We start from the raw sequence: 13,712 nt of genomic DNA on the forward strand, positions 1-13,712 counted from the left end.
CTCACCAGATACAACACCCGTAACCCCACCAGATACAACACCTGTAACCCCAACAAATACAACACCCTTAACCTCACCAGATACAACACCCGTAATCCCAACACCAACACCCGTAATCCCAACACCAACACCCGTAATCCCAACACCAACACCCGTAACCCCAACACCAACACCCGTAACCCCAACACCAACACCCGTAACCCCAACAGAATCTCCAAGCACATAAAACTGCTAATGGGTAAAAAATGCTACGCAAAAGCCGAAGACAGTACGTTTTGTCATAATTTTGCCTAATTTCTGTGGAACTTAACAGCTCCAATGCAGTAGCACAGACTTATGCTCGATTAGGGGCAGAACTATATAACTGTTAACTACTGCCTTTACTGCCGCCAAAGCAAAAAGTGATATTCCCTACGACCAGATAGCATCTGCTAACGCTAGATTAAATCAAGGACAGGACTTACACAGCGTTCAACGGATATTCTTATATAGTTCAATCACGTTCTGTGTGTAAGTTCCCAGGAACTCACTTGTTGCTAAAGAGAACATAAACTTATGACTTTTGATTACGACCTGTTTGTAATTGGTGCGGGTTCTGGAGGTTTGGCGGCTTCCAAACGAGCGGCTAGCTACGGCGCAAAAGTGGCGATCGCTGAATATGATTTAGTTGGTGGCACTTGTGTGATTCGCGGTTGCGTTCCCAAAAAACTCATGGTCTATGGCTCTCACTTTCCCGAACTGTTCAGTGACGCTTCAGGCTATGGCTGGAAAGTAGGTAATGCTGAGTTTGACTGGGAATATTTCATTACATCTATAGATAAGGAAGTTCGGCGACTATCGCAACTGCACATAAGCTTCTTGGAAAAAGCCGGAGTAGAACTATTTTCTGGTCGCGCCACATTGGTAGATCCTCACACCATAGAAGTTGATGGACGTAAAGTTACAGCAGACAAAATTTTAATTGCTGTTGGTGGGCGTCCCGTCAAGCCAGATTTACCAGGCATGGAACATGGCATTACCTCCGACGAAATCTTTCATCTAAAAGAACAACCAAAACACATCGTCATTATTGGCGCTGGTTATATCGGCACGGAATTTGCTTGTATTATGCGCGGTTTGGGTTCTGAGGTGACACAAATTACCAGAGGTGAAAAGATTTTGAATGGTTTTGATGAAGATGTCCGCATAGAAATTGAAGAGGGTATGACGAACCACGGAATTCGTTTGATTAAGAATAATGTGGTGAAAGCAATTGAACGTGTCCCAGAAGGGTTGAAACTGACTTTATCAGGGGATGACCAAGAATCACTAATTGCCGATGTGTTTTTAGTAGCGACCGGTCGAACCCCCAATGTAGATGGATTAGGTTTAGAAAACGCTGGGGTTGATATTGTCGCTAGTTCTATCGAAGGCCCTGGATACCCAACCACAAGTGCGATCGCAGTCAATGAATACAGTCAAACTAGTCAACCGAATATTTTTGCTGTTGGCGATGTCACCGACCGAATCAATTTAACTCCCGTGGCCATTGGTGAAGGTCGCGCCTTTGCTGATAGTGAATTTGGGGATAATCGCCGCGAATTCAGTCACGAAACTGTGCCCACAGCCATATTTTCTAACCCAGAAGCCGCAACAGTCGGCTGGACAGAAGCCGAAGCACGAGAAAAACTTGGTGATGCCGTAAAAATTTTTCGCACTCGCTTTCGCCCTATGTACCACAGTTTGACTGGTAAACAAGAGAAGACAATGATGAAGTTGGTAGTTGATGGCAACACTGACAAAGTTCTAGGCGCTCACATGGTAGGTGAAGGTGCAGCTGAAATTATCCAAGGTGTGGCGATCGCAGTCAAGATGGGCGCAACTAAAAAAGACTTTGATGCTACTGTGGGTATCCATCCCTCATCCGCAGAGGAATTTGTCACATTGCGGTAATAAGAGTTATGGGTTATGAGTTGAAAAAATAAACTCATAACTTAAAACTTAAAATTTATAACTTCTCACTCCTAACTCCTAACTATTAACAGTCTTGGACTACATATATCTTCACGGATTTGCTTCTAGCCCTAAATCTGCCAAAGCACGGGATATAGGCGATCGCTTTACCCAAATTCAGACAAGGCTGAAAATTCCCGATCTCAATGCTGGCGATTTTTCCCAATTAACAATCACTCGTCAGCTCAATCAAGTTGCCGCAGAATTCAGCAATGATTCTACACCAGTAACGCTTATTGGCTCAAGTTTGGGTGGTTTGACTGCTGCCCACTTGGGACAACAAAATTTACAAGTGCAACGCTTAGTTTTGCTAGCACCAGCTTTTGGGTTTTTATCACATTGGTTGCCCAAGCTAGGAGATGAAGAAGTACAGCGTTGGCAGCAAGAAAAATATATCATGGTCTATCACTATGGGGAAGAGCGATTAATTCCTTTAAGTTACGATTTCGTCATAGATGCTGCCCAATACCAAGAAAAACTTTTGCAACGCCCTATCTCCACGCTAATTTTGCACGGAAAAAAAGATGAAGTCATTCCGATAGAAGCTAGTCGGCACTTTGCGCACTCCCGTTCTTGGGTGGAGTTAGTTGAACTCGACAGTGACCACGCCTTGGGTAATGTTATGGAAGAAATTTGGCAGGCAATTCGCCTCTTTTGCCAATTACCTTGAAGTTGTAAAATATTAGACTCACAGATAACTAATGTCCTTAGTCATTTGTCCTTTGTTAGTTACTAATGACCAATGACTAATGACCATTGACTAATGACTAAAACTATGCTTCCCTTCATCCGGTCAGATTTAGCCCAATTCACCGCCTATAAACCTCATCCTAGCAGCGATACAGCCAATTCTGTCGCCACACAGTTTGATCGCTTAGATACAAATGAAAGCCCATACGATTTACCTCTTGAGTTAAAAGAGAAGCTGGCGTGGACTTATCAGCAAGTAATTGAAACAAATCGTTATCCTGATGGCGGACATGAAACCCTTAAAAATGCGATCGCTGAGTACATTAATCAGTCAGCCGACCTCTCATCATCGTTATTTACTGCTGCCAATATTTCTGTTGGTAATGGTTCAGATGAACTAATCCGCTCTTTATTAATCGCCACTTGTCTGGGAGGAGAAGGGTCAATTCTTGTCTCCAATCCCACTTTCTCGATGTACGGGATTTTGGCGCAAACTTTGGGCATTCCTGTAGTGGCGGTGGGGAGAAATGAAACAAATTTTGAAATTGACATAAGCGCCGCACAGTCTGCGATCGAACAAACTCAAAATCCCCCCATTCGCGTAATTTTCGTAGTCCATCCCAATTCGCCGACTGCTAATAGCTTAACTGAGGCTGAGTTAGCGTGGTTAAGAAGCTTGCCACAGCATATTTTAGTAGTAATTGATGAAGCTTACTTTGAATTCAGTCAAACTACCCTAGTAGGTGAATTACCACAGCATCTTAATTGGGTAATATTACGCACTTTTTCTAAAGCTTTCCGATTGGCATCTCTCCGTATTGGTTATTGCGTTGCCCATCCCGAAGCGATCGCCATTTTAGAAAAAGTTCGCTTACCCTACAATCTCCCCAGTTTTTCCATAGCAGCTGCCTTAGTTGGTTTACAAAATCGTACACTCTTGCTGGAATCAATTTCCCAGATCCTGAGTGAACGAGCTAAACTCATCGAAATTTTATCCCAGCAACCGGAACTACAAATTACTCCAAGTACTGCGAACTTTATTTACCTGCGTCTTAAACCAAATGGCTTTAATTCACAAGAAGCTGCTTTAAAAACTTTCCACCAGAAACTTAAAACACTCGGCACTCTTGTACGGCACATTAGCGGAGGATTACGAATTACTGTCGGAACGATAGAAGAAAACGCCCGCACCGTTAATCGAGTAAAAACTGCTTTGGCAAATTTATCATCTTAGCAATTTACTCAGTAATTAAACCTGCTATTTAACTCACTGCCCAAACGGCGTACTACTCCCACTGTTTGTGGCAGCACACCTACTAAAAGAGCAAAAGCAACATCCGGCAAAAGAGCCACTATTTCTGGTGGAAAGTATTGTTCAAATTGATCGAGAATCTTCTGCACTCGCTGCCCAGGCAGTGGATTTTCTGTAATTTGTTTGATCAATCGAATCCACTGTCGCCTAATCAAGTAAGCCTTCTGGCGTTCTTCATTAGATTCAGGAGTTAATAAAGAAAGATTACCTATGGGCAGTGCCCTTTGGCAATCACAATCGTAATCCCCACCCACAGCAGCCCCAGGCCCAGCAAACTCTGCATGGTAGCGTTTAAAGAGTATTAATCCATTTCGCCTACGACTATTGACGATGAAAACTTCTCCACTGTGCAAACGTGTAAGGATATCCGAGCCTTGCGATTGCTCAGTTCCGTCTGACATGACAACAGAGTCAAGGAAAGTAGTTTCAGGGTAATAAGTTGATACCATAGAGGTCTGATAGCGTCGATGCTGTTCGCTATCCATGTTTTTTAAACTTTTAATGAATGTTGTTGTAGTATGCACTTCAAAACGGAACTAGCTGTTATATCAAATCAAGTTTTTGAATTCTTTTATTATCAAGACCTTTCTGGTCAATCTAACTAAAAATAACAATATATAGGCGTTGTTTCAGTAATTGAGTGATTATATTTTATGAGATATAACTAGATTTGTCTGTAAACTCTACTAATGTTTTCTTAAAGTTTTTATAAAGATGAATATATGAATTACAAAGTTATTATGAGGAAGTAAGATTTCTTTCAACGTGATTTTGCGTTATGTTCCTATTATAGTCCATTTTCATCTATATCGAATGCTTTCAAAAATTTGTTAAGCATAAATTTCAAAAGGGAATTTAACATTTTTTAATATTAAAAATATTTACCAACAAGATAATTTGTTTATAGCGACGAGGGCATTTTTCGTAAAAAGTTAAAATCAAATATTCTTTTGATAAAAAATTATCAAAAGCTTTTTACTCGCTTCGTAAATTAACAAACACGTTTAAGTTTTGATTTATTAAGACTCCTATTTGATTGCGTGAAAAAACTTAGTATAACTCAAAGAGCCTTCTTTCTCGTTAGCTCTTGCTTGCTAAATCAAGTAAATTCTGGAAATCAAAGCGGATTTATCTGGATATTTAGATAATATTGGCTAAATTTCTAATTAAACCCCGTTCATTTTAAAACCTAGAGTTATTAAAAAGAGTATATTATCTAGTCCTGGCTTGAGTTTTGAGCTTTCTCGGAGTCAAAATAATTATGGTTCTAAAGGTAGACGTGGTTTAGCTTAGTTTGTGTTTGATTACCGCTATGAGTTACAGATTTTATTGAATTAATTGGAATGGAATACAAAACTTGACAATTGCCAAAATAAAACTCAGAGAATGGAATCAGGACTCAGGCGCTTGTGCAATAACATCTGGCTTGAGCGTCTTAGAAGAAATGTATTCCAATTAGATTCGACTTTATGCACTCGATATCCCAGCTTGAAATAAAGCTGTCGTGCTTGATGGTTATTTTCTAAAACATGGAGATATAAGTCTTGAAATCCCCACTCGCGAGAGACTTTTTCACAGCTAGTAAGTAATCCTGAAGCCACACCATGTCTACGGTATTTTGGGTGAACCGCTAAATTAGATAAGTAAGGAAAACCTACACCAACCTCGCTCCATGAATCACTACTGTAGCGTACACCCATTTCCACACTTCCTACTAAGTTAGTAGCCTCACCAGTAGTAGCTTCAAGAGCAACTAAGCAAAGATGACGGGGCGCAGGTGATGCCATCCGATGCCTTAAGTCTTCGTAAATACCCAGACGTAGCAACGGAAAAGCCCATCCCCATATACCATTGTGGGAGTGAAAGCTTTCAGTAATAATTTGGGCAACACCAATCAAATCAGCAGGTGTAGCTGTACGAATTTGGAATTGGTAGGAAGCTGGATCGATTGGCTGTTGGTGGTATGGGTGAAAAAACCGATATTTCAAGGCTAGTTTAGTATTGATTTTATTCAACAAAAATTTTCTCAAATATCCTAAAACAAAATTTAAACTAAATCAGAACTTATAGAGTTGCCCAGGAGATTTAACTGAACCAATGTAGATTAAACAAATTTTACACTTTAGTTTGGAGTTTTATAACCTGCATTTTTGAAAGAGTATTAGAGGATGAATGAACAAGTATTTTTCATAACATCAAAGCCTCGGAAACCTAACCCCCCTAGCCCCCAACACTTATGAGGGAATGGCAGGGTGGTTTCATACGAAAAAAGAAAAATACATAAGTCTTGATTTCTTGTTTTGTGTCCAGGTTTTTTCCCTCACTTCCATTCCTTTCCCCCACGAGGGCAAAGGCTTTGAACCACAGTTTTAGTTTTTCTCTGCTTGTATGAAACCACCCTGCCTTCCCTACGAGGGAATGGGTGTTTCAAAGCCTCTCCCCGAAGCAAAGAGGAATGGAAGTGGGGTTTATAGTATACTTTACGACTTTTCAAACATCCTCTTAGGAGTTACAACTTCATAAATCTATTTAAACCCAGTATATTCATTGCATACCTTCTTTTAGGTAGGCAGAATATCAAACTGATTACTACAAAAACATCTCTAAAGTGATAGAGCTTTCAGCGAGTGGGCAGAGGAATAGCATAACTTATCTGTAAGCAGCATCTCCAAAATTGTTAAGTAAGTACACTATTGGCAAACTCTGGTTTCAAACTACCCTTGGTTACAGTACTGAACTTGTTTTTTGCAGTTACCGCACACTGATGCTACTTTGCTACTAAGTCCTAGAAGTAAGCTGTACAGTTACTGTGACAAGAATCTGTAAGGTTTCCTAATCCCTAATCTCTAACTCCTCAACCACTTACCACTTGTCTTAATGATAGTTCTGATTGCTAAATTAGAAAGAGGTATTTGTCTAATAGTATACTTTGACTTTAAATCTTATTGTTTTAATTTTGCTGGCTCTACCATGACTACCATAAATAAAATTTACCTGCAAGTGTTATTACAACAACTGTGGAGGGAAAACTTAATATGCAGCTTTATCTGGATTTTTCTGCTGGCTATGAGCGCTGTATGTATTATCAGACATTGCTCACAGGAGGTGAAAAAAGATTTGGCAAGCAAGCGTCGACTCTATAACACTAAAACTGACAATGAAAGCAATTACCCTGCACCAACGCAAACGGTAATCGGCACAAGCAATTGAGACGAATTACTGTGAGTAAACGCTCATACACTCAGCAGTCATGTAGCCAAACAGCCCTATTGGTCGAAATGCTCTGCTCTTACCTGACTCAGAAAAATCCTTACCTGATCAGATTATTCTTTATCCGACTGCCGTTGCAGCAGGAAAGCGGTGCATGAAATCCCAAGCAAACAGTAAGCCTAAAATTTTGGTTGTCGATGATGAACCAGACAACCTTGACTTGCTTTACCGCACTTTTTATCGTGATTATAAGGTGCTAAGGGCAACCTCTGGCCCTGCGGCCCTCGATCTGCTGGCTCAAGAGGGAGAGATCGCGGTGATCATCTCCGATCAGCGGATGCCAATGATGAGCGGTACAGAATTTTTGAGCCTAACAGCAACTCAATATCCAGATATTATTCGGATAATTTTAACTGGCTACACCGATGTCGAAGACTTGGTGGAAGCAATCAACGCTGGTAAGGTATTTAAGTATGTCACGAAACCGTGGGAAGCGGAGGAACTCAAAGCAGTGGTACGCCAAGCTTTGGATACCCACAATGTCCTCAAAGCTAGAACCCGCGAACTTACCCGCACACTCCGTCAAGAATCGCTGCTGAATACTGTTACCAATACGATTCGCAGTGCTTTAGACTACAGACAAATTTTGCAAGCAATTGTAGATACAGTGGGTGACATGTTGGAGGTGGATGTTTGTCTGCTACGTCCCTTCCAAGATGAGCAGTTGGCGGATAAAGGGTTTATTTATCAGAAGCCTCTTTCTGAAGAAACAGAGGTGCAGGAGAGCAAAGGGGAAGTGGCAGTAAGTCTTTCCCCTCTGCCCGCTATATCCTCTGCAACTCCTCTGCCTCTTTTGGCTCAGACGGTATGGGAAACCCGCGAAGTCCAGGTGATTCACGATGCGATCGATGATGAGCGCATTCACGGTAACACTCCCGAACTGCGCGAACGGGGGCAAGCTTTTGCTGCTGCTAACATTTGTTCTAGTTTAGTTGTGCCATTGATCTGCCAACAAGAACTGATGGCAGTGCTAGCACTGCACCAGTGTTCTGTTCCTCGCTTCTGGGGTGAGGATGAGGTGCAGTTAGTGTTGATGGTAGCGGATCAGGCAGCCTTAGCTTTGTCTCAAGCTTATGCTTACGAACAAGTACGTGCTCTTGCCAAGCGAGAGAGCTTGATTAATACAATTACTAGCGCGATTCGCTCTAGCTTAGATCCTCAAGATATCTTTGCGGCTATTACCCAACAATTGGGACAAGCTTTACAAGTTGATGGGTGCGTCTTGTCTTTGTGGACAGAGGAAGATGAATTTGTTGAGTGTGTGGGTTTGTATGACAGTTTTCAACATCTAGAAAATTTAAGAGCGCCAGCCCCAGATAATAATTCAAGTAGCAATCATCACCTATCAAACCAGAGATTACCCTATTCTCAAGCATCGATTCAAGAAAATCCCATCCTCCAACAAATGCTACAGACACATGAACCTGTGGTAATTGGTAATGTAAACCATTCTCCTTCAGATGTGCGGGGTTTTGATTTACCTTTAAAAATGCCAGCGCGATCGCTAATGTTTGTGCCATTATTAGCTGATGGTAAATGTATCGGTAGTATTACTTTGCATGAAGGTAAAAAAGTACGCCAATGGTTGCCATCTGATATCGATTTGGCGAAAGCAGTGGCAGCGCAAGCCGCGATCGCTGTGCAACAGTCACACTTGTATCAAAAAACTCGCCAACAAGCTGAACGCTTACTGGAATTAGACAAACAAAAAACTGAATTTTTTCAAAATATTTCCCATGAGTTCCGCACACCGATTACCTTGATTCAAGGGCCTTTAGAGTCGGCAGTAGCGGCTGGTGAGGGATTATCTTACTCTCAAAGTGCGATCGCCCTGCGTAACTCCCGCCGCCTGCTGCGACTGGTAAATCAACTCCTGGATTTACAACGCCTGAATGCCGGGAGAATGCAGCCTAGCTTCCATCCCTGTGATTTAGTCGAATTTGTCAGCCAAATAGTGGAATCTTTTCGTCCCTATTGTGAGAAAAAGAGACTGCATCTCGTCACCCAATTAGATGAATGTTCGACGGTGTACTTGGACATGGAAAAATTTGACAAGGTGGTTTACAATCTCTTGTCAAATGCCATGAAGTTTACTCCCGAAGGTGGCACGATCGGTGTCAGACTAAAATCTGAGCGCGATCGCTGCATATTACAAGTGCAAGATACTGGAATTGGTATTGTTAAAGAACAAATTCCCCACCTATTTGAGCGCTTTCGCCAAGCTGAAGGTTCAGCAAACCGCTCCTATGAAGGCAGTGGTTTGGGTTTAGCTTTAGTTAAAGAATTAGTAGAATTACATGGTGGTCAAGTCACTGTGGAATCAGTTTATGGTGAAGGTACTACTTTTAGTTTATGGCTGGTGACTGGAAATGCTCATTTACATGCACAGCAAGTACTAGAAACGCCTACTGAACTGAATACAAACCGCGCTAGCGTAGAATTAGCTGATTTAGAACTAGTAGAGTCAACAACAGACAATATTGAAGATATTACAATAAACCTGTCCCCCAGTGTTGATACTCAAGACTCAGCACATAAGACTCAGCACTCAATTTTAGTTGTAGATGACAACCCCGATTTGCGAACCTATGTATCTGAAATTTTCCGCCGTAATGGCTATCATGTACAGACAGCTCGTAACGGTCATGAAGGGCACAGTAGAGCGAAGGAAATTCTACCCAGCTTGATTGTGACTGACTTAATGATGCCGTTGGTGAGCGGACTTGAGATGATTCAGATGATCCGCAATGAGGAGACGTTGAAAGGAACACCAATCATTCTGCTGACAGCGAAAGTAGATGAAGAAACCCGCATCGAAGGTACAGAACATGGCGCGGACGCTTATTTAGCAAAACCATTCAACGATCGGGAACTTTTGGCGGAAGTTCGCAATCTTTTAGCGTTGAAAGAAAATGAACGGCGAATTGTGGAGTTAAATACTTATCTAACAGAATCGGTGCTAAAGCGCTTTTTGCCTGCTGTATTGGTGCAAAAAGCCGCAACCGGAGACTTAACGTTAGATTTGCGCCCAGAACCACGCTTAATTACAGTTTTGTTTAGCGACATTGTGGGTTTTACACAGCTAGCAAATACTCTCAGATCCCGACGAGTTGCAGAGCTGCTAAATGAATATTTAGAAGCAATGACCAAAGTTGTATTTAGCAATGGCGGCACTGTAGATAAATTTATGGGAGATGCTATCTTAGCTTTATATGGAGCGCCGGAAGAACTAACCCCTAACGAACAAGTGCGTCGTGCCATTAATACAGCAAGAGCAATGCACCACTCACTGGCTGACTTGAACCAGCGCTGGCGAGAGCAAGGTGTATTCGATAGCGACAAACTTACTAGCGTACAGTTCCGGTGTGGTATTCACCAAGGTACTGCTGTTGTGGGGATGTTTGGTAGCGCTGAACGCGCCGATTATACTGCTATTGGCCCAAGTGTCAATATTGCCGCAAGGTTGCAAGCTGCCGCTGTTCCCGGTACGATTCTAGTTTCTGCTGCCGTAGCAGATTATTTGCAGGAAGGAGAAATTACTAAAGGTAGTCCGCTAGAACTTAAAGGAGTAGATGAAACAGTTTTGACTTTTGCTGTTTCACCAGAGGTAATGGTTAATCGCTAAAATTTAGACTGGTATTTTAAAGCATTACCAATGAGTAAAAGTGCATAATCATATCCAGTTTATATAATATGACACCATCGGTTGCAGACAAAACTCCAATTCCAGCCAAGGTCTGGAGACGACACACCGATCCACCAGGTTTGTGGATTTTTGTCGTTGTTAGTTCAGTCTCTCTGCACTTGCTGGTGTTCTGGCTGATGCGCTCATCTAATGCATTTAGTCTGTGGTTTCCCCAGCAAAATCAATCTGTTGTTCCCGTTGAATTGATAGAAATTGCTCCTAAAACAACATCAATAATCAAATCAAAATCAACAGCCAAAATAGTTTCGTCAAAGCCACTATCCTCTACTCAAAAGTCTGTACCAGCACGTTCATCACAAACAGCACGAACTACGCCTAGAAATGAAGATATTGGCGCAATAAATGCTTCTGAAAATCTCCAGAGAAAGAGCCGAATTTACGCCTCTCAACCTAATAGCGAACCTTCTAGACAGCAGATAGTCCCCACGCCAACACCGAAACCTATAGCTAAAGCCACACCGATACCGAAACCTACACCTAAAGCCACACCGAAACCTATAGCTAAAGCCACGCCGACACCGAAACCTATAGCTAAAGCCACGCCAACACCTACAGTTCCAGTCGGTAATTTACCTTGGAAGCGTCGTCAAGAAATTAAACTAGGAAAGGGAACGCAACTACCAACAGGTATTCCATCAAATCGACCAGTTTTAGAACCTGAAAATAGAGAAACTCCAGCGCCTTCGACTAGAGAAACTCCAGCGCCTTCGACTGGAGAAACTCCAGCGACTTCGACTGGAGAAACTCCAGCGCCTTCCACTAGAGAAACTCCAGCGCCTTCGACTAGAGAAACTCCACCAACTTCGACTGGAGGAGCATCGGTAGCAATAGTAGCTCCCTTATCTAGAGATCAAGTGATTAGCTTGATACAATCAAAAGGATTCCGACAAGATGCTTTACCCGATGTTATCGCTTTATACAGGGGAAGCAACACAAAACAATTAGACCCAAGTTTTCTTGTCCCCAATTCGGAACTTGAACCAGCACAACTTTTGGCTAGCTTGATAATCGATCAGAATGGCAACTTTCAACAGGCTGTAGTTCTAGAAATAGAACCAGCAAAACTGCAAAGTGAAAAAAGTACATACGAGCAAGTCTTGAGGGAAGTTTTCAAAACAGAAAACTTTCTTGCTGCCCACAATAACGATGGCACAAAACCAGAATTGAGCAATTTGTATGTCAGGATCAAAATGCAACCCGCAAATTCCAACTAAATGCTTGAATTTTTACAAAAACTGTGTTAAACTTATAAAGTTGGAAATTTGCGGGCGTAGTTTAGTGGTAAAACTATAGCCTTCCAAGCTATTAATGCGGGTTCGATTCCCGCCGCCCGCTTAAAAAAAACTCTTAAATATACGAGTACAAAAACCTAAGTCTAAATCTTAGTAAAATAATTAGTGAAACAGCTATTCACAATTTTTTGCAGCGTACAGAAATAGCTTGAAACTGAGAGTAGCCAAATTCTAGGATGAGGAATAAGCAACACTTTGTTCAACAACATCCGCACTCTGGCTATCTTTTTGTTGTTTTATAGTTGACAGAACTCTGGAAAACGCCCAATAAGTTTTGATTTTTTGAATTTTAGAATTGCTGCTAATTAAGATTTTCTAGGCGAATGCGTGGATCGGCTGCTTTGAGCATCAAGTCGGCGATTAAATTGCCAACAATCAGCAATACTGCGCCCATAACCAAGCTTGCCATTAATAAATATAAATCTTGAGCTTGTAAAGCCTGTAAAGCCAATCTTCCTAAACCAGGCCAGTTGAAGAAAAATTCGGCGATGAAGGCACCATTTAATAAACCAGCTAATTCAAAACCTAATAAAGTAATTAAGGGATTTATAGCGTTGCGCAGTGCATGAACATAGATGACGCGGTTTTCTGGTAAACCTTTGGCACGAGCCGTTTGGATGTAATCTTGACGCAGGACATCTAATAATTCGCCGCGAGTGATGCGTTGCAAACCCGCAAAACTAGTAATTGAGAGTGCGATGGTGGGTAAAATCATGTGCCAACCGATATCTAAGATTCTGCCAAACCACGACAGTTCTGAGTGATTGATGCTAGTCATGCTACCCACTGGAAAAAATGGTGAGGTGATTTGGGCTAAAACCAGCAGCGCTAAAGCAGTGATGAAACTAGGAAAGCCTTGTCCTGCGTAACTAATCACTTGTAAAATCCGGTCTGCTGGCTTATTTTGTTTAACGGCGGCAAAGATCCCTAGAGGGATGGCGATCGCCCATGTGACAATTAAAGATGCGATCGCTAATAGCAAAGTCGCTGGTACTCGTTCCCACAACAGCGATGCCACTGAACGTTGATAAATAAAACTCGTGCCAAAATCCCCTTTGGTCAAGATTCGCCATAGCCACAGCCCAAATTGCTCTGGCCAAGACTTATCCAGACCAAACTGCCGTTTGATTTCCTCAATTCTTTCAGGAGATATCTTCGGATTTTGCCGCAGCGTATCTACATAATCACCGGGAGCGAGTTGAATGATGAAAAACGACAACGCTGACGCCAACAACAAAGTTAGCAGTGCCTGCAATAGTCGTTTTGCCACATAAACAAAAGTTTCGCTCGTGACTAGCCTGATTAGCCAATCCCGACCTGTCTCCAAGGAAATTTTCGTAGATGTCATTTATATTTTGTCCTTTGTCATTTGTCATTTGTCATTTGTCCTTTGTCCTTCATCATTTGTCTGTTGTTTTTCTACTGACTAATGACTAATGACCAATGACTA

General features: G+C 41.9%; 9 protein-coding genes and 1 tRNA gene. 6 read left to right on the forward strand and 4 right to left on the reverse strand.

Annotated elements, in window-relative coordinates:
- On the reverse strand, positions 1-222 hold a 222-nt coding region (locus RMZ95_RS29740; protein ID WP_409884110.1), incomplete at its 3' end, for a hypothetical protein.
- A 333-nt stretch (positions 223-555) separates the two neighbouring features.
- Here RMZ95_RS29740 and gor point away from each other — a divergent pair.
- From gor to RMZ95_RS29755, 3 genes are all read left to right on the forward strand, one after another.
- Positions 556-1,932, forward strand: a complete 1,377-nt coding sequence (gor, locus tag RMZ95_RS29745) for a glutathione-disulfide reductase (protein ID WP_322683966.1) — start codon at positions 556-558, stop codon at positions 1,930-1,932.
- Between the two features lie 94 nt (positions 1,933-2,026).
- Complete coding sequence (locus RMZ95_RS29750; RefSeq protein WP_322683965.1) at positions 2,027-2,662, forward strand: YqiA/YcfP family alpha/beta fold hydrolase; 636 nt, start codon at positions 2,027-2,029, stop codon at positions 2,660-2,662.
- A 105-nt stretch (positions 2,663-2,767) separates the two neighbouring features.
- On the forward strand, positions 2,768-3,916 hold the full coding sequence (locus tag RMZ95_RS29755; protein ID WP_322683988.1) for a histidinol-phosphate transaminase: 1,149 nt from the start codon (positions 2,768-2,770) through the stop codon (positions 3,914-3,916).
- An 8-nt stretch (positions 3,917-3,924) separates the two neighbouring features.
- Here RMZ95_RS29755 and RMZ95_RS29760 read toward each other — a convergent pair whose 3' ends face one another.
- Together RMZ95_RS29760 and RMZ95_RS29765 are read right to left on the reverse strand one after the other, a co-directional pair.
- Positions 3,925-4,479, reverse strand: a complete 555-nt coding sequence (locus RMZ95_RS29760) for a hypothetical protein (protein ID WP_322683964.1) — start codon at positions 4,477-4,479, stop codon at positions 3,925-3,927.
- Between the two features lie 894 nt (positions 4,480-5,373).
- Positions 5,374-6,009, reverse strand: a complete 636-nt coding sequence (locus RMZ95_RS29765; protein WP_322683987.1) for a GNAT family N-acetyltransferase — start codon at positions 6,007-6,009, stop codon at positions 5,374-5,376.
- A 1,349-nt stretch (positions 6,010-7,358) separates the two neighbouring features.
- Here RMZ95_RS29765 and RMZ95_RS29770 point away from each other — a divergent pair.
- The 3 genes from RMZ95_RS29770 to RMZ95_RS29780 all read left to right on the forward strand — a co-directional run bounded on the left by RMZ95_RS29770 (position 7,359) and on the right by RMZ95_RS29780 (position 12,305).
- A complete protein-coding gene (locus tag RMZ95_RS29770; RefSeq protein WP_322683963.1) occupies positions 7,359-10,889 on the forward strand; it encodes a response regulator in 3,531 nt (1,176 codons plus the stop codon).
- 68 nt (positions 10,890-10,957) lie between these two features.
- On the forward strand, positions 10,958-12,184 hold the full coding sequence (locus tag RMZ95_RS29775; protein ID WP_322683962.1) for a hypothetical protein: 1,227 nt from the start codon (positions 10,958-10,960) through the stop codon (positions 12,182-12,184).
- A gap of 50 nt (positions 12,185-12,234) precedes the next feature.
- A tRNA-Gly gene (locus RMZ95_RS29780) sits at positions 12,235-12,305 on the forward strand.
- A 258-nt stretch (positions 12,306-12,563) separates the two neighbouring features.
- On the opposite strand, the gene RMZ95_RS29785 is transcribed toward RMZ95_RS29780, so the two are convergent.
- Positions 12,564-13,610, reverse strand: coding sequence for an ABC transporter permease (locus tag RMZ95_RS29785; protein WP_322683961.1), 1,047 nt, complete (start codon positions 13,608-13,610; stop codon positions 12,564-12,566).
- Between the last annotated feature and the right edge of the window lie 102 nt (positions 13,611-13,712).

Source organism: Nostoc sp. DedQUE07, from assembly GCF_034530975.2.
Classification (GTDB): Bacteria; Cyanobacteriota; Cyanobacteriia; order Cyanobacteriales; family Nostocaceae; genus Nostoc.